Origin of the sequence: Clostridium neuense, assembly GCF_045310695.1 — a bacterium.
Classification (GTDB): Bacteria; Bacillota; Clostridia; order Clostridiales; family Clostridiaceae; genus Clostridium_S; species Clostridium_S neuense.
In genome coordinates, this window is the sequence record NZ_JBJIAA010000002.1 from 273,497 (window position 1) to 300,082 (window position 26,586).

At 31.2% G+C, this 26,586-nt stretch carries 23 protein-coding genes; 7 read left to right on the forward strand and 16 right to left on the reverse strand.

Going from position 1 to position 26,586, the window contains the following annotated elements; genetic code table 11:
* Nucleotides 1–411 precede the first annotated feature (411 nt).
* The 3 genes from ACJDT4_RS03595 to ACJDT4_RS03605 all read right to left on the reverse strand — a co-directional run bounded on the left by ACJDT4_RS03595 (nt 412) and on the right by ACJDT4_RS03605 (nt 2,702).
* The gene (locus tag ACJDT4_RS03595) at nt 412–1,773 is read right to left on the reverse strand and encodes a PTS galactitol transporter subunit IIC (RefSeq protein ID WP_406786160.1); all 1,362 of its coding nucleotides are present in this window, start codon (nt 1,771–1,773) and stop codon (nt 412–414) included.
* 131 nt (nt 1,774–1,904) lie between these two features.
* Nucleotides 1,905–2,195 carry a PTS sugar transporter subunit IIB gene (locus ACJDT4_RS03600; protein ID WP_406786161.1) on the reverse strand — a complete coding sequence of 97 codons (291 nt, stop codon included), beginning with the start codon at nt 2,193–2,195 and terminating at the stop codon, nt 1,905–1,907.
* A 39-nt stretch (nt 2,196–2,234) separates the two neighbouring features.
* Nucleotides 2,235–2,702 (reverse strand): PTS sugar transporter subunit IIA, encoded by a 468-nt coding sequence (locus ACJDT4_RS03605; protein WP_406786162.1) that lies wholly within the window; start codon nt 2,700–2,702, stop codon nt 2,235–2,237.
* Between the two features lie 691 nt (nt 2,703–3,393).
* On the opposite strand from ACJDT4_RS03605, the gene ACJDT4_RS03610 reads away from it, so the two are divergent.
* Nucleotides 3,394–6,213 (forward strand): sigma-54-dependent transcriptional regulator, encoded by a 2,820-nt coding sequence (locus ACJDT4_RS03610; protein ID WP_406786163.1) that lies wholly within the window; start codon nt 3,394–3,396, stop codon nt 6,211–6,213.
* A 39-nt stretch (nt 6,214–6,252) separates the two neighbouring features.
* Here ACJDT4_RS03610 and ACJDT4_RS03615 read toward each other — a convergent pair whose 3' ends face one another.
* From ACJDT4_RS03615 to ACJDT4_RS03625, 3 genes are all read right to left on the reverse strand, one after another.
* Nucleotides 6,253–6,984 (reverse strand): HAD-IA family hydrolase, encoded by a 732-nt coding sequence (locus ACJDT4_RS03615; protein WP_406786164.1) that lies wholly within the window; start codon nt 6,982–6,984, stop codon nt 6,253–6,255.
* A gap of 20 nt (nt 6,985–7,004) precedes the next feature.
* Entirely contained in the window at nt 7,005–7,814 is an 810-nt protein-coding gene (locus ACJDT4_RS03620) for a lipid II flippase Amj family protein (protein ID WP_406786165.1), read from the reverse strand.
* A 114-nt stretch (nt 7,815–7,928) separates the two neighbouring features.
* Nucleotides 7,929–8,756 carry an aminoglycoside adenylyltransferase domain-containing protein gene (locus ACJDT4_RS03625; RefSeq protein WP_406786166.1) on the reverse strand — a complete coding sequence of 276 codons (828 nt, stop codon included), beginning with the start codon at nt 8,754–8,756 and terminating at the stop codon, nt 7,929–7,931.
* Between the two features lie 222 nt (nt 8,757–8,978).
* Between ACJDT4_RS03625 and ACJDT4_RS03630 the strand changes: the two genes are divergently transcribed.
* Entirely contained in the window at nt 8,979–9,755 is a 777-nt protein-coding gene (locus ACJDT4_RS03630) for a helix-turn-helix domain-containing protein (protein WP_406786167.1), read from the forward strand.
* A gap of 18 nt (nt 9,756–9,773) precedes the next feature.
* The gene (locus ACJDT4_RS03635; protein ID WP_406786168.1) at nt 9,774–11,663 is read left to right on the forward strand and encodes a sigma 54-interacting transcriptional regulator; all 1,890 of its coding nucleotides are present in this window, start codon (nt 9,774–9,776) and stop codon (nt 11,661–11,663) included.
* Nucleotides 11,664–12,014: 351 nt separating this feature from the next.
* Here ACJDT4_RS03635 and ACJDT4_RS03640 read toward each other — a convergent pair whose 3' ends face one another.
* The 3 genes from ACJDT4_RS03640 to aiiA all read right to left on the reverse strand — a co-directional run bounded on the left by ACJDT4_RS03640 (nt 12,015) and on the right by aiiA (nt 14,507).
* On the reverse strand, nt 12,015–12,191 hold the full coding sequence (locus ACJDT4_RS03640; RefSeq protein ID WP_406786169.1) for a hypothetical protein: 177 nt from the start codon (nt 12,189–12,191) through the stop codon (nt 12,015–12,017).
* Nucleotides 12,192–12,412: 221 nt separating this feature from the next.
* Complete coding sequence (locus ACJDT4_RS03645; RefSeq protein ID WP_406786170.1) at nt 12,413–13,735, reverse strand: MFS transporter; 1,323 nt, start codon at nt 13,733–13,735, stop codon at nt 12,413–12,415.
* 13 nt (nt 13,736–13,748) lie between these two features.
* Nucleotides 13,749–14,507, reverse strand: a complete 759-nt coding sequence (aiiA, locus tag ACJDT4_RS03650) for a quorum-quenching N-acyl homoserine lactonase AiiA (protein ID WP_406786171.1) — start codon at nt 14,505–14,507, stop codon at nt 13,749–13,751.
* Nucleotides 14,508–14,768: 261 nt separating this feature from the next.
* Here aiiA and ACJDT4_RS03655 point away from each other — a divergent pair, with 261 nt between their 5' ends.
* Nucleotides 14,769–15,371, forward strand: a complete 603-nt coding sequence (locus ACJDT4_RS03655; RefSeq protein WP_406786172.1) for a TetR/AcrR family transcriptional regulator — start codon at nt 14,769–14,771, stop codon at nt 15,369–15,371.
* A gap of 506 nt (nt 15,372–15,877) precedes the next feature.
* Here ACJDT4_RS03655 and ACJDT4_RS03660 read toward each other — a convergent pair.
* Entirely contained in the window at nt 15,878–16,408 is a 531-nt protein-coding gene (locus ACJDT4_RS03660; protein ID WP_406786173.1) for a 2'-5' RNA ligase family protein, read from the reverse strand.
* 372 nt (nt 16,409–16,780) lie between these two features.
* Between ACJDT4_RS03660 and ACJDT4_RS03665 the strand changes: the two genes are divergently transcribed.
* Nucleotides 16,781–18,019 carry an MFS transporter gene (locus ACJDT4_RS03665; RefSeq protein WP_406786174.1) on the forward strand — a complete coding sequence of 413 codons (1,239 nt, stop codon included), beginning with the start codon at nt 16,781–16,783 and terminating at the stop codon, nt 18,017–18,019.
* Nucleotides 18,020–18,166: 147 nt separating this feature from the next.
* Here ACJDT4_RS03665 and ACJDT4_RS03670 read toward each other — a convergent pair whose 3' ends face one another.
* The 5 genes from ACJDT4_RS03670 to ACJDT4_RS03690 all read right to left on the reverse strand — a co-directional run bounded on the left by ACJDT4_RS03670 (nt 18,167) and on the right by ACJDT4_RS03690 (nt 23,841).
* The gene (locus ACJDT4_RS03670; protein WP_406786175.1) at nt 18,167–19,195 is read right to left on the reverse strand and encodes an SGNH/GDSL hydrolase family protein; all 1,029 of its coding nucleotides are present in this window, start codon (nt 19,193–19,195) and stop codon (nt 18,167–18,169) included.
* A 206-nt stretch (nt 19,196–19,401) separates the two neighbouring features.
* Nucleotides 19,402–20,499: an SGNH/GDSL hydrolase family protein gene (locus ACJDT4_RS03675; protein WP_406786176.1), complete on the reverse strand. Its 1,098-nt coding sequence runs from the start codon at nt 20,497–20,499 to the stop codon at nt 19,402–19,404.
* A gap of 193 nt (nt 20,500–20,692) precedes the next feature.
* Nucleotides 20,693–21,889, reverse strand: coding sequence for an enoyl-ACP reductase FabV (fabV, locus tag ACJDT4_RS03680; protein ID WP_406786177.1), 1,197 nt, complete (start codon nt 21,887–21,889; stop codon nt 20,693–20,695).
* 4 nt (nt 21,890–21,893) lie between these two features.
* Nucleotides 21,894–22,394: a peptide deformylase gene (locus ACJDT4_RS03685; protein ID WP_406786178.1), complete on the reverse strand. Its 501-nt coding sequence runs from the start codon at nt 22,392–22,394 to the stop codon at nt 21,894–21,896.
* A 127-nt stretch (nt 22,395–22,521) separates the two neighbouring features.
* Entirely contained in the window at nt 22,522–23,841 is a 1,320-nt protein-coding gene (locus tag ACJDT4_RS03690) for a hemolysin family protein (RefSeq protein WP_406786179.1), read from the reverse strand.
* Between the two features lie 177 nt (nt 23,842–24,018).
* Between ACJDT4_RS03690 and ACJDT4_RS03695 the strand changes: the two genes are divergently transcribed.
* Nucleotides 24,019–24,459, forward strand: coding sequence for a MarR family winged helix-turn-helix transcriptional regulator (locus tag ACJDT4_RS03695; RefSeq protein WP_406786180.1), 441 nt, complete (start codon nt 24,019–24,021; stop codon nt 24,457–24,459).
* Complete coding sequence (locus ACJDT4_RS03700; protein WP_406786181.1) at nt 24,459–25,895, forward strand: MDR family MFS transporter; 1,437 nt, start codon at nt 24,459–24,461, stop codon at nt 25,893–25,895. Before ACJDT4_RS03695 ends, ACJDT4_RS03700 begins: the two co-directional genes overlap by 1 nt.
* Nucleotides 25,896–26,070: 175 nt before the next feature.
* On the opposite strand, the gene ACJDT4_RS03705 is transcribed toward ACJDT4_RS03700, so the two are convergent.
* Nucleotides 26,071–26,580, reverse strand: a complete 510-nt coding sequence (locus ACJDT4_RS03705; RefSeq protein WP_406786182.1) for a GNAT family N-acetyltransferase — start codon at nt 26,578–26,580, stop codon at nt 26,071–26,073.
* Between the last annotated feature and the right edge of the window lie 6 nt (nt 26,581–26,586).

Below are 26,586 nucleotides of genomic sequence, written 5' to 3' on the forward strand. Positions count from 1 at the left end.
ATAATGGGCTCTGCCCAAACCCCGTGATTTTCATTTCTATCTACTTTTGGTTTTTGCCTGTTGCTTGGACAGTGCTTAGTTTAGGTTATAGAAGGATAATGGGCTCTGCCCAAACCCCGTGATTTTCATTTCTATCTACTTTTGGTTTTTGCCTGTTGCTTGGACAGTGCTTGGTTTAGGTTATAGAAGGATAATGGGCTCCGCCCAAACCCCGTGTTCTCGATTTCTGCCTGTCTTTGGTTTTTGCCTGTTGCTTGGACAGTGCTTGATTTAGGTTATAGAAGGATAATGGGCTCCGCCCAAACCCCGTGATTTTCATTTCTAGCTACTTTTGGTTTTTGCCTGTTGCTTGGACAGTGCTTGGTTTAGGTTATAGAAGGATAATGGGCTCCGCCCAAACCCCGTGTAGGATTACTTTCCAGCTTTTGCTTCTGCGGCTTCGTCTCTCTTTTTCATGTATCTGCTGTACCAGTAGAATAAGCCAAAATATCCTACTAATAAAACTGCTGCAATTACTTCACCATTTAATACATTAAATCCATGTGCAAGTAACCATCTTAGTTCTGGCATTTCTACACCAAAGTAAGTTATATATTGTCCTGCTGGTACTTTTATAGTTCCAACTGATTTTGCGAGGTTAGTTACTATAGGTGAGAAGCTTGTTGCAACTAATAAATATATAGGAGTAGCAATTAATCCTAAGATCAACATTCTTATTAAGTTTCCACCTGTTACTATTAAAGCTGGAACGAATACTACTACGTTTATTACTCCAGCAAGAGGAATAACATTATTTAAACCCATTTTTGACATTATAACTGCAAGAGCAAGCTCAACTGGAACTAAAAGTATTGCGCCAACCCATATTTCTGATTGTCCAGCAAGGAAAGGCCAATCAAGTCCAATATAAATCTCTCTTCCTTTGAACTTTTTCTTCATAACTGCACTTGTAGCATCAGCTATTGGTGCAAGAGCCTGCATAAATAATTTAGCTACCATTGGGAATAAAACAAGAGCTGTAGAAACCTGAACTGCTGTAGTTAAGATTCCTTTTAAGTCGTATCCTGCAAATGCTGCTATAAGTGCTCCAACTATAAATCCCATAACACTGTTTTCACCAAAAACACCTATCTTAGCCTTTAACTGTTCAGCATTGACGTTTACTTTATTTATTCCAGGTATAAAATCTAAAATTCTATTTATAGGTGCAAGAAGTGCGGCCTGTATAGTCATGTAGTGAGAACATGCAACTCCAGGTATTTTAGTAATTCTATATAATTCCTTTTGAGATATATCTGCACTTTTAAGCTCTAAAACTACTTGAATTGCTGCTGCAACAAAACCTAATGGAACACTATGTGTTACTGCTGCAACCATTGTTGCTGTAAAGATTTTACCCCAAACATTCCATAAATCCACATTCAAACAATCTGTCCATTTAAATGCAAGCATAACTATGTTAATTCCTATTTGAAGCGGGAAAACAAGCAATGCATATGGCCAAGCCCATGCTATGGCTGACATTGGTGACCAACCAACATCTATAGACGTCAATTTTATTCCTGTATTATTAACAAAAGCTGTAGCAGCTGGACTTATGGCGTTAAACATAAAGCTAAGTACTACGTTCATGCCTGTAAATGCTATACCAAGTGTAAGGCCTGCTATTATTGCTTTCTTAGGTTTCATTCTCATAGCCAAACCTAAGAGTATCATGATTATAGGTAAAAATACTGCGGCACCTAACCCCAAAATATAATTGATAACAGCCATTTTTAATTCCCCCTATTTCTTTAATTTTTATATTAATTCTCTTTAATTTGTGATAAACTTAATTTGTATTGTAATAACTTATTTCAACATCTTCCCAATAGAATTTTTAGGTATTCTATTGGGAAACTTTTTTATGAATTGACATATTCTTTTAACTTTTCAAATTCTTCATCAATACCAACACCTGTTAAAAATGCAATTCCATTTATTGTAGGTTTTCCAAAATCGTGTCCTGCTGAAACTATTGATACATATATGTCGCACTGGTCTATTATATTTTCAAGAGATTTAATATCAACTGCTTCAACATTTACATTAAGTCCTTCATCCTCACACATACTTGCAATTTTTGATGCTACGGTTTGTGATGTTGCAACACCTGATCCACAAGCTACAAAAATATTTTTCTTAACACTACTCATAATAAATTCCTCCTTAAATAATTTTATATTTTATTATTTTTAATTACTGTACAAAACACCTGTTAATATATTTATTACTTCTGAATTAGTAGTACAATTATATAAGTTTATAAGTGTTTCTTTATCAGATAGAATTGACATAAGCCTGCTTAAAGTTGTAACCTGTTCCGCTGGATTTTTTACAGCCATCATAAAAATCAGTTTTGCTTCTACATCTTTTTCGCCAAAACCCATTTCTTTAAATATAACGGGCTTTTTTAACTTTGCTATTACTATTGCTGCTTTATTTACATGTACAGCATCAGTGTGTGGAAGTGCTACCTTTACTCCTTCTGTATTGAGACCTGTTGGAAAAATTTTTTCTCTATCTAAAATTCCTTTTACATACGATTCCTTTACATACCCCCTTTCCTCAAGTTCTGCTGACAAACTTCTAAGTAATTCTTCCCTGCTTTCTGCTTCATAATTCAAAAAGATTAGCTCTTCATGCAATAAATTATCTTCCAACCTTCTCCCCTCCTAGTAATTATGTCCCTTATTTTTACTGCCGTGTGCTTTTTATCATTTAAAACCTTTACACTGTTTTATATAGCAATTACCGTGCCAAACTAGTGCATAACTAAAAATATGCTAATAAGCTTGACTTTTAAAATAAAAATTATGCACTATACTTTTCACTTTTTATTAGTGCATAACTTTTATATGCAAATGCAGATAAATTTTCAAACCTTTATAAAAAACACTGCATTCCTCTTAATTTCATATATATCAACAATTACCATATAAATAACTCCAAAAATTATATTGATTTTTTATATACTTTATAATAAAGTAATATTATAGATTAGCTTCTTACAATAATTATTTCCTTTAATTCTAATTTTCAAGCCTACTAATATAATTAATCTATTTACCATCTTAACTTTCAACCTAATAATACTTTCACAAAGTTTAGTAGAATACGTTAATAAGACCATATTTTGAGAATTAGGAGGATAATTTATGAAAAAATTATATTTAAATCTACTTATATTAATAAGTTTTGTTCTTTTTGCCTTATCTTTAATTTACAGAAATATTTATTTTATATTATTTATATTTGCCGCAGTATTAATCCTTAATAAGCTAAGCCGTGCTTCAAAAAATTAACTAAAACCTTTACGAATAAATATACACTAATCTTAAGTAGGTGATTTTCTTGAAAAAAGCTGAGGTTGTTTACAATTATATATGTGACAAGGTAAATACGGATTATGTATTAAAACGTTTACTGGAAGGCACCAATTTTGGAATAGACGCATTTGAGATACAGGAAAAGCTTAATATTGTACGAAATAACGCAAGTACAATATTAAATGATCTTTTAAAAGAAGGAAAACTTATTAAAATAAACAGTAGGCCCGTAACTTTTATACCAAAAACCATATTAGATAGCTTAAACATAAAAAATACAGATAAACGAAACAGCAGCGTATTTTCTCCAGAAGAATTTAAAAATCTTGTTGACGAAAATAATAAAGAAATAGATGGTGATGATCCCTTTAAAGTTTTAATAGGTTTCAATAACAGCCTGATACATCAAATAGAACAGGCAAAAGCAGCTGTAATGTATCCACCACATGGGCTTCACACACTAATTTTAGGGGAAAGTGGTGTAGGTAAAACTACCTTTGCCTCGGCAATATATAAGTACGTTTTAACAAACAAATGTATAAGTTCAAATGACTTTCCCTTTATCTCCTTTAATTGCTCTGACTATTATAACGCTCCACAGCTTTTACTTTCTCAATTATTTGGTCATGCAAAAGGCGCCTTTACCGGTGCCGATAGTGATAAAATCGGAATAGTTGAAAAAGCTCATAATGGTATTTTATTTCTAGATGAGGTTCATAGACTTCCTCCTGATGGACAAGAAATGCTTTTTTACCTTATGGATAAAGGTGAATTTTCAAGACTGGGTGAAACTTCAAAACCTAGAAAAAGCAATGTACTTATAATCGCTGCAACCACAGAAGATCCAGGTGACACCTTTTTAAATACTTTTTTAAGAAGAATCCCTGTCACAATAACTCTTCCAGCCTTTAGAGAAAAGACCATAGACGAAAAACTTGAGGTTATTGAAAAGCTTTTTTATTATGAAACCTTAAAGCTGAATATACCAATAAATATTTCCCCAGAGGTTCTTAAAGCTCTAGCTTTATATGACTTTAGGGATGGAAATATAGGTCAGCTTAGTTCAGAAGTAAAACTCGTTTGTGCAAAAGCTTTTTTTCAGCATCTTCAAAATAATAAAGCTCTTAATGTAGAATTTAAAATGCTCAATGAAGAAATTAAAGGTAATCTTTTTAATCTCACTATTCCAAAAGATATAAAAACCTTTTTAAGCATGTTCACTGAAAACTTAACAATACATCCTTTTTCCTCCTTTGATAAAAATGACATTCTAAATCCTAATATAGAGGATGGAATGGATTTATATGATTCTATCAACAAAAAGATGGAGGAATTAAAAAGCAAAGGACTTGATAGCAGTGAAATTGAGCGTAATATAAACAACGAACTTGACAATCACTTTAATACAGTTATAGATAAATTTAACCCCGATAATTTAAATATACGTAAGCTATATAATATTATCCCAAAGGAGTTAGTAGATGCATCAGCAGGTTTAATACAGCTTGCTCAAAACGAACTTAATACAAGATTTAACAGTAAATTCTTTTTTGGCTTCACTTTTCACCTTTACTCTTTAATGAAAAGATTAGAAGAAAATAAGCCTATAAAAAATCCCAACATGGCTATCATTAAGAGACAGTATAAAGAAGAATTTAAAGTAGCCTCAGAACTTGTTAAAATGCTAAGCGATAAATTTAGTATTTCTATCCCTGAAGGTGAGAAGGGATTCCTATCAATCCTGCTTGCAAACAATAAGTCTGGAGATAGCCCTGATAATAACAATATAGGTATTGTTTTAATCTGTCATGGCGATAGTACTGCAACGAGTATGGCAAATGTAGCAAACAAACTTCTTAATGTAGAGCATATAAAAGCAATAGATATGCCTTTAAACGTTAAAATACCAGAAATTTATGAAAAAGCTAAGCTTGCTGTTTTAAATTCAAATACCGGAAAAGGCGTTTTACTTCTTGTGGATATGGGCTCCTTATCTGAATTTGGAGAAAAAATAATGAACGAAACCGGTATAAAGGTTCGAACTATAGTTAATGTTTCTACGCTTATTACTCTTGATATTCTTAGAAGTGTACTCTATCAAAAATCTGATATAGATACTATATACAATTCTATAATGAATACGGATATACCTAATGTAGAAGAAAACAAAAAGAAAAAGGCTATAATAACTGTGTGTGTTACTGGACAAGGAGCAGGACTTCTATCTAAAGACATTATTATAAAATTACTAGATGATTCTCATAAAGCCGATATTGAAATAATAACAATAAATTATTTTGATATGGAAAACAACTTGGAAGCTTTAGAGGAAAAATATGATGTTATAGCCTGCGTTGGAAGCTTGAAACCTCAATCGGATATTCCTTATTTTCCTATAAATAAACTTTTAAATACAAACTTTCAAGAGGAATTTAGAAAATTTATAGACGCAAAATTAACCTCATCGTCCCAAAAGCTTAACGCTGAAATTACTTTGCCAAAGAATGCTTATGAAATTTCAAGAGATATGCTTGAAGAATACGTAAAATACGTCAACCCTAAAATTGCTGTAATTATTATAAAAAAGTTTATTGAAAAACTGAATCTTAACAGTGAAAAAAGTTCAGAGGATAATCTCGTTGATTTAATAGTTCATATGGGTTGTATGATTGATAGATGCATTCATGGTGATTTTGCAAAATTTGAAAATATGGAAAATTTTAAATCAAAGAATTTAGAACAGTTTATGGAGTTAAAGGAAGCTGCAGCTATTATTGAAAACGAATATGACATATCAATAACAGATGATGAAATATGCTATATAATTAAAGTTATAAATAGGTAATTAGAATACTTATGAATAAACAGGTAGGTTGTACAAAGCTTAATTTTTTGTACAACCTACTTTACTATTAATAGCAGATTCTAGATCATTTAAAGTTCTAATCACCTCATAATTTGTATTAACTAATTTATTATAGATATACATTTTAAAATTTCTACACAAAATAATAGATTTAATTCCTAACCTTCTAGCTCCATCACAGTTTTTTATATGGTCATCAACAAAAGCTGCTTCCTCTGGTAAAACATTAAGTTCAGAAAGTGCGGTTTTATACATAAGTTCATCTGGCTTTGTAACCCCTTTTATTGATGATATAACAAACGATGAAAAATATTTTCTAAGACCTACCTTTTTGAAAACATTTTCTAGTGATGGCCAAGCATCTGATACAACCGCCAATTTATATTTTTCACTTAATTCTGGTATTAATTTAACAGCATCCTCATAAAAATCGTACTTGCTATAATTATATACTAAATCATGAGCAATCGCCTTAGCATCATCATCCTTTAATTTAAGCCTCGGAAGTTCCTCTGACAATATCCTATAGTACTCAACGAAACAATTATATTCATCATCTTCAGTAACAATTAACATTTTCTTGCTAATATAATTTCCAGCTCTGTAAAAGGCAGCTTTTCTATTTGAGATTGGTATACCTTCAAAAGTCTCCTTATCTACATATTTAAAAAAGTTTGGTGGTATAAACCAATGTCCTGAGACAGGCTTATTCAAAACCTTTCCTGAATCAAACAAAATAGCTTTAATCATACGGCATCCTCCTAATTAATTTAAAGACTCGAAATAAAATTTATGCCCTTTGCAGCAAATACTATAGCATAGGCTCCAGGCACCAATAAAAATACTGCAGCAAAGGTTCCAAGCATCTTACTTCCAACCATTGCTATAACACAGCTTTTGAAATCTTCTCGAGTGCATTTTCCATCCATCACATCCTCTGTCATAATTGACATTTGTGGATCTATAAAAATTGTACTTAGTATCGTTGCAGCTCCATTCACAACTGACGATAGTGTAACACAAGTAGCTCTAAGATTAGGTGCCATTCTAAATGCATATATTGGAGCAAGTGCTCCTACCGTTACAAGCGCAACTGCAACAAAATTGTACGTAACTACTCTCCTAGGTATTTTTTTATAATTTATTTTAACTACACTTTCCTTGCTGGGCTTTGTTATGCAGTATTTCATAGACGTTCTTCCTCTCCTAGACATAGCATTTATGACTAATTTAGGAATAGACCTTTCTATAGAAAAAAGTATAACACCCTTTGAAAATATCTTTTGAAAAGTTGGTATTAAAAATGCCCCAAAAATTGCAGCTGCACCTGAAACTACTATTATTAAATTAAATATATGCAACAAATCATTTGAATATAAGTTTTTTTCAACATAATTAGTTAAAAGTGGTGTCTGAAAAGTCACCGCTATTCTAGATATCAAAGTTAATATATTAAATACGCTAAATGAAATTGCTATTTTTCCCGTTCTTACCCCAACAAGTCTAACTGAGTATGCAAGCGTTCCTATTAGTGAAATAATAAAATTAAATATTAACACAAGTAAAATTTGAAAACTCAAAAGCCAGACTCCTTTCCAATCCATAGGAGGATTTAAAAAATGTATTTTAGCCTTAATTGTTTTTATTTTAATTTTAATAATTTTAAAAGTTATCCCCCAATCAATTTATTGTTATTAGCCTTCATAAATATCTTCACTATATTTAACCTTCATAAAGTAATTTTCATTAAAATATCTTATTACATATTTAATAAATTTTTTTGTTTCCTTTACTCTCTTAAATCTTGAAGAGTATTTGGACTTTGAGGAACTCATCTCCCGGATCCTTAAGGCCTCTTTTACAATAGTTTTAAAATCCTCTGGTAAATCGGGCATTATGCTTTCTGCTGCATTTACCTTAGATGTTACCTCTCCATATTTAATTGTATACATTATTCTACACATAGTTAAAACTGAAAATTCAACCCACTTATCTGAAAAGAAATTAAGCTTTGAATTAAGTTTACTTTTCCAGTAACAATTTAAATTGTAATCCATATTTTCTATAACATTATCAAAATATGTTTCTAACGAAAGCTTACTTATTTCAGGACTTTCAACTCCAATTCCGCATTTACTTAATGTCCACCAGGTAACATAATTTGCATCGTAATGACCACTGTAAAGCTTTCCTCCTGCAAAATATACATATGGCTCTAGCTCAAAATCGCATTTTCCAACCTCGTCCATTGTTATGTACATGCCTTCCATTCTCTTTGCAAATTTAAAGGTCTTTGAAAGCTTTCTGTGCATCTCTCTTAAAGCCTGTATTTCTCTATCAGTGAATTTTTCATTTAAAATAGTAATAAAATCAATATCACTTTTATTTTCATCAAATGCTCCAAGTGCTATTGAATTATATAAATAAACGCCAAATACCTTACTTCCAAAATATATTCTTAAGTTAAACACATACTCATCAAGCATTGCTCGCACAACTTCAGGGATTTTATTTTCCTTCATAATATCTCTCCTAAAATATAAACTATTTGTTAAATTTCATGGTTTATTTGACTTTGCCTAAATACAAGTCATAAAATATTATTAAAATAATAATTCATTTAATTTGTAACCTCAATATATATATCAAAATTGAAAACTATCTTGAAATATTAGATATTTAAAATATAATATTTTTATACATACTTGAAAAATATTCAACTCATAGAAAGAGGATATTAAATAATGAAGAATGATAATCTGCAAATAAAAATAATAAAAAACAATATATATGAAAAGGTATCAAAAGTTTTTGTACATAATCTAAAAAAACTAATACAATTTGAAGGGACTCAAAAAAATTTAGCAAAAAAAATAGGTGTTTCAGAGGATTTACTGTCAAAATACAAATCCTCTGAGGCTTTTCCATCAATAGAAACTATTATCTATATTTGTTCACTTTATCACATAAATATGGATACATTTTTAAATGTTCCTCTAACCTCCTCCTATTTTGAAAAATTTATAAAATACGAGGATGCTTCTCGTACCATATTTACTCAAAATTACTATTGCTACTTTCTAGTTACAAATTCATCGAAAAAAGAAAACATACATGAAGGTATTCTGAAAATCTCAGAAAGCAATGTTAATTTTACAATATTAGGTTCTTCAACCGTAATTAAAGAATTCAAAGGAAACTACACAGTTTCAGACAACCTTATATTTTTTAATCTTTACAACTCTCAAGATGGTTGTGCTTATATAACAATGATTAAACCAAGTTTAAATAAAAGTAAATACGTTGGAGGAATAGCTCTTTTATGCCTACCATCAGATGCCAACAGTAAACCTTGTTGTCAGAAAATAATAATAAGCAATATTAAGATTGACAGAGAAGAAAATTATGATACTCTAAAAGAATATCTTGACTTTACTTCGGAAATCAAAGACTTTGGCAATGTCAAAATAGCAAGATATGAGGACGAAAAGGTTTATGATTTTATTGAAACGCTACAATAAAGAAATGGAGATGCTTAAATGCCAATAATTATAGCTCTTATATCTAAAAATGAAACTCTGTCCAATTTATTTCCTATATTAGCTAAGGAGAAAGGATTTAAAGAAGTAATAAAACCTGCCTCCTTTACAAAAGCCCGTAAAATTGCACTAAAATTAGAAAATGAAGTAGATGCAATTATAAGTAGAGGTACAACGGGCGAACTAATAAAAAAGGTTGCAAACATTCCTGTAGTCTCCATTCCAATAACCTCCATGGATATCTTTAGAGCTATTTATAAGGCAAAGACAATCAGCGATAATGTTGCTATATTATCCTACAAAGAAAGTAGAATAAATAAACTTGATGCGCAAAATATGCTTAAGGTTAAGTTAACTGAATTTCACTTTGATTCTGAGTACGAAATCGAAGATGTAATTCTTAAAGTAAAAGAAATGGGCTTTAAAGTTGTTGTTGGCGGAATGGCTGTTACTGACGTGGCGATAACACATGGTCTTGTAGGCATGACTGTAGAAACTGGTGAAGAATCTCTAAGACAAGCTGTGGATGAAGCCTTAAATCTAATAAAGGTACGAAGATCAGAGCTTAGTCGTTCTGCGCGTTTCAAAGCAATTCTTGATTCAATAGGTGAAGGAATCATCGTTACAGATCAGCACAAAAAAATAATAACAAGTAATCCCTCTTCAAATAAAATGTTTAATAAAACCTATGAAAAAATGCTTGGTAAAACCATACAATCTGTAATTCCAAATTACAATGTAGATAGTGTATTAAAAAGCGGGAAACCAGAAACAAAGGTAATAAAGGATTTACACGGTTTAACTATTGCTGCAAGTAGACTTCCAATTAAAGTAGAGGACAAAATAATAGGTGTTGTAAATACTTTTGAAGATGTAACAAAAATTCAAACCTTAGAGCAAATGATAAGAAAAAAAATACACGAAAAAGGATTTATTGCAAAATACCATTTTGATGATATTTTAACTTCAGATAAACACATGAATGATTTAAAAAATTTGGCTCTTTTGTATTCTAAAACTGATTCTTCAATACTAATTCAAGGTGAATCTGGTACCGGTAAAGAGCTATTCGCTCAAAGCATACATAACAGCAGCAATAGAAAATCTGGTCCCTTTGTGGCCATAAACTGCGCAGCCCTGCCAGAGCAACTGCTTGAAAGTGAGCTATTTGGTTATGAAGGAGGATCTTTCACTGGTGCTAAAAAAGAAGGAAAACAGGGGCTATTTGAACTTGCCCATAATGGCACAATATTTTTAGACGAAATTGGAGAGCTTTCTAAACCACTACAGGCTCGTCTTTTAAGAGTTCTTGAAGAAAAAGAGATTATGCACATAGGTGGAGATAAAATAATACCTGTAAATATAAGAATAATAAGTGCTACAAACGAAAATTTAACTAATCACATAGAAAATGGAACCTTTAGAAAAGACCTTTACTATAGACTAAATGTTTTTAATATCAAACTTCCATCTCTAAGAGACAGAGGAGAAGATGTAGGCTTACTTGCTGTTCATTTTTTAAAAACATTAAATACCTTAAATGTAGATTATGAAGCTATCTTTAAAAATTTAACGCCTCTTTTAATGACATATAATTGGCCCGGAAATGTAAGAGAGCTCAGTAATATAATGGAGAGAATTGCTCTTTTTATTAAAAACAATGAATCTATAAAGTGGGGCAAAATACTGCAAATGGTTATGAACAAATCTGAAGACAGAGATGTAATAAATTTAAAAGTACCGCTCTCTGGAAACATAAAAGATATAATAAAAAATGTTGAAAAACAAATAATAGCCACAACAATCATAAGATGTGATAATGATCATGGTAAGGCAGCCGAAAAATTAGGAATAGGTAGAACAACCTTGTGGAGGAAACTTGTGAATTAACACTGCTTCGTCGCATTAAAAAAATCCTATAAATCTAATTGATGATTCTAAGCAAGTGCTTGCTTGAAGTATAGAAGGATAACGATCATATACGGGGTTTGGGATGCAATCCCATTATCCTTCTTTAATTTGTATTAGTCATCTATATATTAGCCCAAACCCCGTGCATGTTTACTCGCTGAAAAAATGCTCAAACAATTGAAATATCTAAGTATTTTACAATTTTTGAGCCAAGATTTATTAGGACTTTTTTAAACTGTTCCTTCAGCATTGTTAATTCACTCCCACAGTAGTGCAAGGAAAAAATTACTCCGCCCACCGGTAAGTAGTAAATTTTTAGATGCCTACATTTTAATACAATTTTAAAATTAGAGTTATTATAGATGACACAACTACTGAAATAGCTCCTATAAGCATCAAATGTGTACCAATATACCCACCTTTAATTCCACCCGTTAAAATACATATTACTGCAATTAATAAAGTAACTATTCTTAAGACCTTTAATAATCTATTATGCCTTCTCATTATAATTCCCCCAATAGTTATTAAGTTATTATACCATTTTCAAGTCAAATACTGTATAATAACACCAAATATTGCGTTACTAATAAATACAAAGTTGCACTATGTAGTAAAAGAAAGTTTCATAATATAAAAATCAGTTATATATGCAATAGTAATCAAACCATATACCATAAAAGTTCAATTATACTTAGTTCCACTTTGTCCCTCATTATTTTTGATATTTATAAAGCTTTGGAACTTATCCCTCTTAACGATAATGCTAAAAGAAAAGATACTACGCCTATAATTCCAAGAATAATATAAATAGCCCCAAAATCTACTTTAAAGTCAAGTAAACGTCCAATTAAAGCTGGACCAAATGCTCCGCCTAATAGATAAAACAAAGTATATAACCCCATTCCTATGCCTAATTCTGAATGATTTACTGTTAAAGAAATTGATTTTCCACTTGCAGTGAGTACTCCATTAAATCCAACAACCGGAATAATGATCAAAAGTGCAATTACTAAGGGTAACCATCTAATCGAAATACTCAAAAGAAAGAATCCAAAGATAACTATTCCTTGTGAAATTATAAGAATACGAAAGCTACCATATTTATCACTCCACTTCCCAATTGCAGGTCCCAATAATGCTGCAAAAAGTGCACCAGGAATCATCAACATTCCAACTGTCCCCATAGACATGTTAAAAACATTTTCCATAACTGTTGGTAATAAAAATGTCAAACCTGTGTTGCATAAAAAGGTTATGAGCGCAATCCCAAGTAATTTGCAATAGCTTGTATTTTTTAATAGATTTACAGATATAAATGGATGCTTTGCTTTATGATCATGTATCCAAAATCCCCAAATTAATATAAGCCCTATGAACCCAAGCAAAAAATTCACAGTAACTCCAACCATTATTAACGCCATTCCTCCTGAAAAGAATAACATACCTTTCACATCAAAATATTCTTGATGATGCTCTGTATCAGGCATATATTTTAAAATAAATGGAAGTAAAAATAAACATAAGCTTGAAACTAAAAACAATGTATGCCAACCAGTATATTCTTCAATGAATCCTCCAAACACTGGACCAAGACCTGATGCAAAAGCAATTGTAGCAGATAATATCCCCAGAACTCGTCCTCTTATATTGTAATCAAAAAAACTGGTTGCAATTCCATATGAAAGTGGAGAGATTGAAGAGGCTCCTGCTGCTTGAATGATACGTCCTATTATAAGTTGCGTAAAAGATGATGCGAAAAAACCAATAATAGAACCAGCAGCAAATATAAGCAAACCAATAACATACAAACGCCTGAACGAAAAACTATCTGTAAGCTTGCTATAAGTTCCCGCTCCAATTGCCATCATAATACTGTAGCCTACCATTATCCAGCTTGCCTCTGAAGAAGAAAGTGAAAAAGATAATGAAATAGCTGGAATCGCTAAGTTAAACATTGTAATATTTATGTTACCAAAAATGATCAGTAGACAAAGAGTTAAAATTAATTTACAATCATTTTCAGATAATGAAATTGATTTATTTTTCATATCTGATTCTCTCCTATAAAAAATTTGGATATAAAGTATGCCAGTTTTTCGCCTGTTCAGCATCATGTCCAAAGAATATAACCTCTGGTTTAATATCTTGAACAAGTTTTTTCATATTGCTAATTGATTTCGAGGCCAGCTCTGTATCTGATGACAAAAATGGAATATCATTATAAAAAATTTCTCTATTGTATGCCACATCAACAGTCAAGAGTACATATCCTGTTTGTTCAGTTCTTACAAGTACTGATTGATGACCTGGTGAATGACCTGGCGTATGAAGAATCTGTATACCCGGTGCCAATTCATAATCTCCTTCAATCAACTTGTAATTTAAATCTGGTATTCTGCATTCAAAAGGTGAATATTCATCATTGCCAATAGCAAATTCAAATTCTGTCTTCTGGATAATAATAGGTGCTTTCTTAAAATGTCCATTTCCTCCAGCATGATCTAAGTGCAGATGAGAACTTATAACTATCTGAATATCGTTGATATCATATCCAATTACTTTTAAGATATTCTCAATTCTATCATTTTCAGTCATATTAGGAACTAGTCTGCCTTCCCTTCGAGTGCCTTTATAATAATCTGGATTATTCACAAAACAATCTGGCATTCCACTATCAACCAAAACAGGGCCATCCTTTGTTTCTAATAGAAAACACCATACTGGCATTTCAACTAATTTACCTGATGGAAGATTTTTATTAACCGCTGACTGATCAAGAAAACAAGAACCAGCAGGCAAAAAATATAATTTTTTTACCATAAATAACATCACCTTTCATTTTCTTTTAATATCCTTGATTGCAAGTAAAAGAACTATCTTTTTAATTCATAATTTGTATAAAACAATATGCTTTATACTTTCTTATTTAAATTAATGCAAATCCCTCCTCCGGATTCTTGTATTTTAAATGTTAACTATGTTATAATAATTTACGGACAATTTGTTCGCTTCTGTATTTGTATTATATCGGACATTTTGTCCGCTTGTCAAGTATAAAAATTTTTTAAGGAGGTACTTTAAGTGAGTAAAGAAACAGAAGCTTCTACTACGAAGCTTTCTAGAGAAGAAAAAAATAGAAAACGAATTTTATTTGAAGCGAAAAAACTATTTATTGATAATGAAGGTACTGATGGTGTAAACATGCATCAAATTGCAAAAGCCGCAGAAGTTGGGCAGGCGACCCTCTATCGCAGATATAAAGAAATAGGTGATATTTGTATTGAAATTGTTAACGAAGAGTGCCAGCCTTTATTCAATGAACTCAACAAATATTTAGATAAAAGCTTAGAATCTGAACCTCTAGATAAACTGTATCATGTTATAGATAGATTTGTTATGTTTTTATATGAAAAAAATCCATGGCTTTGTGCTGTCAGCCGCGCTACATTAGGATATCGTCCAATGCAGACTCCTCTATATCAATGGATGCGCCATACATGCACAATGTTACTAAGTGAAGCCGAGCAACATGGAGATATCTCTGACATTGATATTACATATACTGTTGAAATTATGTTATCAGCACTTCATGATCTTGATTTTCATCTAAAGAATTCTGGACTTACCATAGAGCGAATCATGCAAGGCTTAGAACGGATTTTTATTAAAGGCTTAAAAAAGTAAAAATAATGGAGGATGGTAAGCGGTTTTGTATAATTATATGGTAGTTTGGAATAGCATACCATAAAAATATAGTAGGAATATTCATCTCTAATGCTTTCTTCAAATTTGTATACTAATAATCCTATGCATATTTACCTAAGCCATCTTCAAAATGCAAATCAATTCCTAAAGTTTGTATTTAAATCATACGTAAAATTCTCTGTTCCACAGCATTGAAATAATCTTGGAAGTTAGCCCCTACTTTCTTTTGCAACTTCAGCTATATGCAACAAATTTCACTCTCCTCCAACCATAATAATCAACAAAAGTATCATCAAATTGAAGCTGTGCATAATTTTACTTAACGAGTTAGCCCTATGTAAAACTCCAGAAAAAACCAGATGCTGCGGATAGTCAAACTCCTGCTCAATTATAATTCTATAAGCACTTTTAAAATTTTTTCGCTGATAGGCCACAGTGGAAATGGGGAATTGAGCACAAAGCTATAAATTGCAGTAAATATATATTTACTGCAATTTATAGCTTTCATCTAATATCCAAGTGTTTTTCTCCCACTTATATAAAGTTATATTATCAAAGCTTGATTTAAAATTACATTCATGTTTATTTACGTAGTCCCATATTTCTTTAAAATTTTCCCTTACCCTCTTACTTACAATCGTGCAGTGAAAAATCTTATCCTTTCCTTCATTCCTTTTCCACTCAAGCCATGGCAGCTTTTTAAGTTCATCAATTAATTTGTCATGCACCTCCTTAGCTTCCTTGGATGGCTTAACTGCCATATATATAACATCTTCTCTAAACTTATCAAATCCATTTATACTCATTTCATAGCTCTTAAAGTTATTTTGAAACTTTTCTAAAATGTTTTTTAGCTCAATTATATTTTTCTCATCTGTTTCAAATGGTGCTTTTATAGTAAAATGCGCTCCTAGCTTAGAACGTCCAGCATTAAACTTATACTTTAAATCAACTGCAAGCTTTGAATTTAATTTTGCAGCTTCTCCATTTATGTTACAAACTAAAACGTATCTCATTTAAAACGCTCCTTTAATAAAAATTTTATAATATGTTTATTATAACCTAAAAACTTTTTGTAAATAAATTTTTATATGATGTAACCTATATGAATTTATTTTCTTTCCATATAAATATTTTAGTTTCATTTTCGAAATGCATATAATATTCTTTATTAAAAGCTTTTACTACATTTACCTTCAAAGTAGTGTTCCATTTTTGCAACATTTAATTGTTAGTTTAAATTTTCCAAACTTATTTTAGTTTCTTATGCAGCTTTATTTTACTTATGTTTAACATTAGCAATAGTATTTTCAGGCTTATTTGGCACAATTTTTGCTTAATAAAACAACGTTAAGTTATTAAAACATCTATAAGACGGAGGAATGCGAATGCTTTTACTGAATAAAAATACCTTTACATCTTTACGACATAGGGATTTTAGATGTTTCATTATTGGTCAAGCAATATCGGTTATAGGGACATGGCTTCAAAAAACTGCTCAAACTTGGCTTTTATACACACTTACAAAATCCCCATTACTTTTAGGCTTGCTTGGAGTTTTTCAATTTGGACCAACTCTTCTCTTTTCCGCATTTTCTGGAGCAATAGTTGATAGATTTCCAAAGAAAAAATTGCTTTATTGTACGCAAATCACTTTTATGATTCAAGCTTTTATACTATTTATATTAGTTTATACTAATCACATAAACTACTGGTCAATTTTCATTTTAGCTGTCATTTCTGGTTTTGCAACAACGCTGGATATGCCAACAAGACAATCCTATTTTATAGAACTTGTTGGAAAAGAAGATTTACCAAATGCGGTTTCTCTTAATTCATCAATTTTTAACATTGCAAAGATAATTGGGCCTTCTATAGCTGGAATTATAATGATTAAATTTGGAACAAGTTTTTGTTTCTTTTTAAATTTTCTAAGCTTTACAGCCGTACTCATTGGATTATTTCTTATATCTGCAAAAGACAAAGTATCAGATAAGCCGCATAAAAACTTACTAAAGGAAGTTAAGGACGGTTTAGTATATATTCGCAATAATATAAAATTAGTTAAAGTATTTATAATGATGGGAATAGTTTGTACCTTCTGTATGAACATAGACGTTATTTCTCCTGTATTTTCTAAAACAATTTTAAATAGAGGAGCTAATGGGTATACATTTTTACTATCGGCTATGGGCTTTGGTTCTCTTTTAGGGACCTTCAAAATGGCCACTACACGCAAAAAGAACTTAAATTTGAAGCTTTTAATAACAGCTGCATTTTCCACAGCAATCTTTCAGCTTTTAGCCTCATTTTCAAGCAACTATTATTTATGTGCAGCTTTTATACTTGGCGCTGGTTTCGCAAATTTAGCTTTTTTAAATGGCAGTAACTCAATTCTTCAACTTAACACAGAAGATGAATATCGTGGTAGGGTAATGAGCATATATAGTCTCTTTAATGCTGGTTCAGTACCCGTAGGGAATTTCTTTGTAGGCAGTGTTATGAATGCTTTTGGAGGCAGAGCTGGATTTTCATCTGTTGGAATTATAACTATAATTTTAACAGCAGCATTTATTTTGCTTACACAGCATCACAAAAAAGTTCATCAAGCATATGCTTCAAAATAAAATACAATGTATAATTTCTAAGATTTGCCTAAGTAATACGAAAGGCAAATCTAACCTAATTGTCCTCTACTTCATAAATTCCAACTAACTGAATAAATTTGTCACCCACAACTTCTAGTTTTTAACTGGTTTATTCACGCATTATTGTTACCAATTCATCATTTTTCTTATTTTGCTTTGAAGTTTTTCAGCCATAATTTTGTGAGTTTTTATACTTGGATGTCCGCCTACTCCACATCCATTTTGCTCCTTATTTTGAGGTTCAAATTCAAGAAATGACACAAAATCCAATTCTTTATCATAAAAATGCTGTAAAATTACGTTGTTTATACATTTCTTTATAACTATTAGTGCTTCACCATCCATTAATGGTCCAACAGTACATATTACTTTTGAATTTTTGTAATATGAGTGAATTTCTTCTATGAATCTTATGTATGCCTTGTTAAACTTGTCTACATCAGGTATATGTCCAAAACTAAAATCGTTTGTACCTAAATTAATAACAACTACCTGAGGAATCCATTTTGTAAAATCCCATCTTACATCTTTTTCTGGTACAATCATAGAATATCTTGATGGTACCGTTTGAGAAATATCTCCAACATAACTCTGCATAATTCCAAATCCTGAACATCCAATTATAATTGTCTCTGCACCTAAACTTCTTCCTGCTATTGCACCATAAGATAAATATCCATTATCCAAGCTTGGCGCATAATCAACACTTTCATTTTGTCCCTCATTACCATATCCGCATGTTATCGAATCTCCTATTATCTCTATTCTTCTTTCTAAACGCTTTGGTGCTGATAATAATTCACCATCACCAAAATCAAAACCTAAAAATTTTACATATCCAACATTAAACTCATTTCTTTTTATCATCTTTATCTCATGAATTCCTTTAATCAAATTAACTGCTAAAACAAATACCCCATCTTTACTTACGTCAAGCGAATTCATTATAATTTTATCATCTAATATAACAGTAAAGTAATTGGGCCCAAAGGACTGAAACTTTGCCGAAACTTCTGTTCCATCAAACATCGCAACTATAGTAGAACATGACCACCCAAATACAATACCATCTGGATCTGAAAAATCAAATCTTCCAATATAGCTTATTCCAGATTCACCATCATGCAGCATTTGTTTCTTTATAAAATTTCCCATGCTTGCACACACTCCTTCATTCAATATCATAATATAATCTTTATACATAATTCATTATTAAATTTTCCACAGTTATATATACATAAACATTCCAACTGTTTAAATTTCCATTTTGGGCTTTAAAAAAAATAAAATATTAACCAAACTTAATAAATCTTAGCTGTAATTTTAAGCTTATAAATTTTATTTAATGCTTAAAGAAAGTATTACTTTATTACTCCTGCAAAAATGAGTCTAAAATTTGTTCCTTTGCATTCCTCTCTATTTCCATGAACAACTTCAAGTTCAAAGTTATGCTCTTTATTTTCAAGGTCATCATAAAGATTTTCTATTTTAAACCATCCATTATCTCCTACCCAAAAGGGTCTTTCACGTTCAGTTTGAATCCATTCTCCTCCATCTAATCTATATTTAAATTCAGCCGATGTCTTACCAAAATCGCAGGCAAGAGAAAGTCCTCTTCCATTAAAATTAAAGGAAAGCTTAGCTCCAACAGCAGCCGTTGCAAGTACTTGATCAATCATATTTTGGCTTCTCCATCTTCTTACTGCCCACGGTCCACTAAGGCTAAAATGCGAAAATGGTATCATAAAAGTACTTTCCCAGTTATCTTTATTAATAGCCTGTGGAAGCTTATGTCCATAAGGAACACAATTTAAATTTGGCTCATCTATCAATTCTTTTTGAAGAAAGTTACTTACACTTTGTGCATAAACTGAGCTTCCTCTTTCATCTGGGTGAAGTCCATCTGGAAGCCATTCCTCCCATCTCATCATCCCGCTTCTAAGCTCATTTAAAGCATAAAGTCCCATAAATACTGAACCAATTTTATAATACTCACCAAGCTCTTCAAATTGTCTAACTGTTTCAGGAAGCTCATCCTTCATAAGCCTCTCGTACATATCCTGACAGTAAGTGTAAGTTAACACTAAATCAACTTGATTCTTTAAAAATTTTCTTACAAGCCCTTCTCTTGTCCTCATTCTTTTTTCAACAGATGGTTCATCAGTATCATTAACTGCATATTCTATAAATACAACATCACAATTTCTATTAATTATCTCTCTTTCTGCTCTAAATACTGCAAGATCACTTCCCGTTGCCCCTATTGCAGCATTTTCAACATAAAATCTAACATTAGGAAAAGTCTTTTCAAACCATCCTATTACATATTCCGGCCATCTTTTATAAGAATCTGCATCAGTTATAGAACCTCCTATAAACCCCAATGTAACTTTTCCTTTTTTTAATGCACTAATTAATTTAGGAAACCCACTTCTATATTTATATACCTCTAGTCCCAATTTTAACATCTCCTCGATTGTATATATATACTTTATACTATAAAATAAGAACGATTTCATTTAAACAACCTTTCTTCAGTTTTATTAACAATAATTCAGAACTATAATAGCAAAAAAAGAAGGCACATAAAACATGCCTTCTTATATACATAACATACAGTTAATTTTTACACTTAACCTAAAACTGTCACTTCTAAAATTCCAACTTTTTTAATAATTCTATATCTATATCCGCATCATAATCTACTCCGTCAACTTCAAAACCATTTATCTGCATAAATTCTTTTTTATATCCCTCATAATCAGATAATTTTTGAAAGTTTTGCGGAGTAATTTTACTCCATATATTGTCCACTTCTCTTTGTACATCTTCTCTAAGTTCAAAATCATCCATTCTTAATCTTCCTGAATCGTCAAATTTTATTTCATTGTTTGAATATATTTTTTCTGAAAACATCCTTTGCATTTGCATAATACAATTTTCATGAATGCCTTTTTCTTTCATAACCTTATATAAAACCGCCGCATACAAAGGGAAAGTGGGAATATATGCACTTGCCTTAGTAACTAGAGCTTTATTTACAGAAATGAATGCTTTTCCACCAATTTCCTCTTTTAGTTTTTCATTAATTTCGTGTGCTGTCTTTTCAAGATCCTTTTTAGCTACCCCTATGGTTCCTTCTCTATATATTTTATAAGTTCTTGGCGAACCAATATAAGAATATGATATAGTAAGTGCACCCTTTGAAAAACATTTTTCTTCAAGAAGCATGTCGCACCAATTCTTCCAATCTTCTCCGCCCATAACCTTTCTAGTATCTTCAATTTCATCCAAAGCAGCACTATTAACCTTTTTTGATATCATTTCATCTTTTTCAATATCAATAGTTGGTCCTTCAAATTCTCCCGAAGTGGTTTTTATCTTCGAATTATATACTACTCCAGTTTTATAGTCCTTCCTTCTTGGTGCAGCAACACTATAAACAAATAAATCTATCTTTCCAAATTGTTCTTTTATATATTTAATTACCTTTTCCTTAGCCTCATCTGAAAAAGCATCATCAATAAAGTTTTTTGCTATTAAACCTTCTTTTTCTGCAAATTCCTTAAAAAATATATTATTATACCAGCCTGGTGTTCCAAGCCTTCTATCTGTAACTCCTGTTTCATATGATAACCCAATTGTATCAGCCTTTGCACCTCCAAACGCTAATGAAATTCTAGTGGCAAGACCAAACCCAGAGGATGCCCCTACAATTAAAACTTTTTTAGGTCCCGTGAACTTTTTAGAATTCTTGCAATAATTTATTTGATTTAAAACCTCTTGCCTGCAACCATATGGATGAGTATTCTTCACAAATCCCTTTATAAGTTCTTCTTTTATTATCATTTTCTCACCTTCCAAGCTTGTCCTTGTTAATTCTAAAGGACTTATTATCAATAGCTCTCTGAACAGCTAGTATTCCATCTAAATGATCGTACTCATGCTGCAGAAGTTCAGATAAATCTCCTGTACATCCAAGCTTACAGTCCTTCCAATCTAAATTCTTATAATAAACAGTACATTTCTTTTGTCTTAGTACCTTTACTTCTAATCCCGGAAAACTCATACAGTCATCCCACATCTCAAATTTATCATCCTTTTCAAACTCAAGTCTTGGATTTATAAATGCTATAGATTCATTATTGTAATACATGTATATTATTCTAAAGGGTTCATCAATTTGTGGTGCTGCTATAGCTCTTCCAAAACCATGCTCTTTTCTAAACTCCATTATGGTATCGTGTAAATCCTCTACTACTTGCTTTGCTTTATCCATTTCACTTTTAGAAATTTCACTGCAAACCTTGTACAGGCTTTCATTTCCTAATAATAGTATTTCCCTATTCGCCATAATCGCCCTCCAATATTATCATTTATAGATATACCACTATATAAAAACAAAGACTGAAATCTATTGAGTAAGTCTCAATATTATATTTCAGCCGCGAAACCTTCCATATTCAGTCTTAATTAATATTTTATTTTTCTATGCAAACTTTAACCTTCTCTATTCTTTTTTCTTTAACTTCTTCTATCTTAAATTTAATATTTTCATATTCAATAACATTTTCTTCTTCATTCTCTGGTATATGTCCCATAAGTTTAAATAAGAGACCACCTAAGGTATCATAATCCTCCGAGTCCTCATCTAACTCTAAATTAAGTTTTTCATTTAATTCCCTTATAGTAACTATACCTCGAACTATATATACATTATTATCAAGCTCTTTTATATTAGGTTCATCTTCATCATATTCGTCATTAATATTTCCCATTACTTCTTCTATCAAATCCTCTATGGTTACTATTCCAGAAAAACCTCCATATTCATCTATTAATATAGCCATGTGATTTTTAGAACTTTGAAGTTCCTTAAATAGCTCATCTATATTTTTTCTTTCTGGTACAAAATAAGCTTGATGGAGAATATTTTTTATATCAACATTTTCAAAGCCAACTTTACGGGCCTCAATCATAAAATCCTTCATATATAAAATACCTATTATATTATCACTATCACCTTGAAAAACCGGTATCCTGGAATACTTTTCTTCAAGAAGTTCATCTAAATATTTAACAAGTGGCTTGTCAATATTAATTAAATATACCTCTGTTCTTGGTGTCATAACCTCTTCTGCAGTTCTATCATCAAATTCAAAAATGCTATTAATCATAGCTTTTTCAATTTCATTTATAACACCGTATTCTTGACCAGCTTCAACAACAGATCTTATTTCTTCTATTGATACCTTTTCTTCTAAATTACTAATATTCATTCCAACAATTCTTATAAGAATATTGGTAGAAGCTGAAAGCAATTTAACAAAAGGCAATGTAAGCTTGGAAACAAAAAGTATGGGCCTTACAGATACCATAGCAATTCTTTCTGATTTTTGAAGTGCAACCCTTTTGGGGAATAACTCACCAAATACAAGTGTAAAATAAGACAAAACAATTGTTACAATAATTAAAGAAATTTGCTTTGCATAAGGAACATTTACTTTTTCTAAATAACTACCAAAAGTATTTGAAAGTCCTGTAGCTGCAGATGCACTAGAAAAAAATCCTGCCAAGGTAATTCCTACTTGAACAGTTGATAAAAACTTAGTTGGCTCCTCAGTTAATCTTTCTAGTAATTGTGCTTTTTTATTTCCTTCTTCAACTAAAAGCTTTAACCTCGTTTTATTTAAAGATACAATTGCCATTTCTGCCGAAGAGAAAAAAGCATTTATTAAGGTTAATATTAAAATTAAAATCAATTGTGGAATTATAGTAGCAGGATCCGGGTCAGATTCCATTTATTTCTTTCCTCCTAAAAATTAAAAATTATTGTTTAATTTTATCATAATTAAGTATCAATATCAAATGTAGTAAAATATTTGACATTTTAGTTCATTAGTCGTACGATTAGTATATCAATTATATTTTAGCTAACTATATGTATATCATATAGTTCTTAATGGAGGTACATGCTTATGAAATACCTTGATAAATCTATTGGAATGTATATGAACTATATCAACAGAAAAGTATTAAGATTTTTATCCTTAAATCTAAAAAAATATAACATTACCACAGAACAATGGTCCGTACTACTGCACTTAGTGGAGGAAGACGGTATTAATCAAAAACAATTGGCTAAAAAAGTAGATAAAGATCAAGCTACATTAGTTCGAATACTTGATATCCTCGAACAAAAAGAATTGATAGTAAGAAAAAAAAGCCCTGACGACAGGCGTTCATTTTTGGTTCATTCTACATTAAAAGGTAAACAATTAAAAAACGAAGTATACCCTTTTATAGAGAGTATATTTGAACGTATTACAAATGGTATACCTGATGAGCAATTGAATTTATTTATAGACACACTAAATAAAATGGAAAAAAATATACTTACTGAGGAGGCAAAAAATTAGTGGAAGAATTAAAAGAATTAAATTACGAACAAAAAAGTTATAATGTAACACCAATAAGTGTTGCTTTAATACTAGCAGGCTTTTGCTGCATGCTAAGCGAAACATTATTAAATATGGCATTAAAGAACTTAATGATTCAATTTTCTGTATCTGCAACCACTGTTCAGTGGCTCAGCACTGGTTATATGCTTATCATGGGAATATCAATTCCTGTTTCTGCGCTGCTTATTCAAACTTTTACAACAAGGCAATTATTTTTAACTTCTGTAGTTATATTTTTAGCAGGAACTATTGTGAGCAGCCTTTCAATAGCCTTCCCTATGCTGCTTATAGGAAGACTTATTCAAGCTGTTGGAACTGGAGTGTTAATACCTAATATAGTAAATACTTTATTAATTATTAACCCAATCGAAAAACGTGGAAAAGCTCTTGGAACCTTTAATCTTGTAATGTTTTGTGCTCCAGCTATCGGCCCAACCGTTTCCGGATTAATAATTCAATCTCTTAACTGGAGATGGCTATTCTTTGTAATACTACCGCTTTCAGTTATATCTTTAATTTTAGGTTATAAGTATATTGAAAATGTAACCGAACTTACAAAACCATCTATAGATATTTCCTCTATCATACTTTCTACAATAGGCTTTGGCGGCTTTATATACGGAGTTAGTAATATAGGGACTTCAAATACAGCCTTAGTAGCAGCTCCTATAGTTGTTGGCTGCATATCACTCGCTGCCTTTGTTCTACGACAATTACGTATGGATACTCCAATGCTGGACATGCACCCATTTAAAGAATCTATGTTTAGTCTTGGCTGCATACTCATGATAATTATGCATATGATTAACTTTGCAACAATGCTTATACTTCCAATGTTTCTTGAAGGAGCTTTAGGTTTAACAGCCTTCGCCGCTGGTCTACTTATGTTACCTGGTGGCTTTCTTAATGGGCTTATATCACCAATTGCCGGGCATTTATATGACAAATTTGGTCCTAAAGCATTGATTTTACCTGGATACATAATTTCCGCTGTTTCATTCTTATTTCTTTCACGTTTAGTATCCACTGTTATAAGTACATCTACTATAGTTGTTTTACACTGTTTATCTTTAATAGCTGTAGGATTTATAAATACTCCTGTACAAACTAATAGTTTAAACCAGCTGTCACCAAAATACTACCCTCACGGAACTGCTATAATGAATACCCTTCAGCAAATAGCAGGTGCTTTTGGAACAGCAATGTTTGTAGCTGTTATGACTTCATATCAAAAGAAATACCTAGCTAGCGTTAACAATCCATCTAGTTCAAAGCACCAAGCCTTAAGTTTAGTATTTGGAGTACATAATACCTTTATGATTGAAACAGGAGTTCTCGTTGTTGCTGTGATATTATCCTTATTTATAGCAAACAAGAAAAGTAATGCGAAGTAACAGTGCTTTGCAACATTAAAAAGAATCCATAAATCTAAGGTAAAAAAATCACAAAATCCTAAGATATTTCAATAACTCGCTGAAAAAATGCTCAGACAGATTGAAATATCTAAGTGTTTTGTAATTTTTCTACCAAGATTTATTCGATTCTTTTTAAATCCTTTCTTCAGCACTATTACTTCACTCCCACGGTAATGCAATGAATTGTTTTTTCCATAAGCATTGTACTAAATTTATCTCCATTAAGGTCATAATTGTTTTCACGAACGGCTTTAAAACCACACTTATTATAAAAATTACTTCCCTTAATATTATCTTTTTCTACCTCTAGATAAATCCTACTTGCCTTTTTAAAACTCTCTATAACCCCCGATAAAAGTTTTATGCCAATCCCATTTCTCTGGCAATCAGGATGTATATACAATCTTTTTAAAAAAATTCCATCTTCCTCCTCCTGCGCTGTGGCTAGTCCAACTACCTTGCTTTCACTATCCTTAGCCACAAGAAACAATATTTTTTTATCTTGAATTTCTGCTTTAAATTTACTAACTGTTTGGGACTGGTTTATAATATAATCCACTGTTTTCTGTGAAAAGAACTCTCTATAAGTATCAAGCCACACTAAATTTAATAGCTTTTTAATTTCATCCGCCTCATTTTCATTTGCTCTAACTACGCTTATCATAGTAAC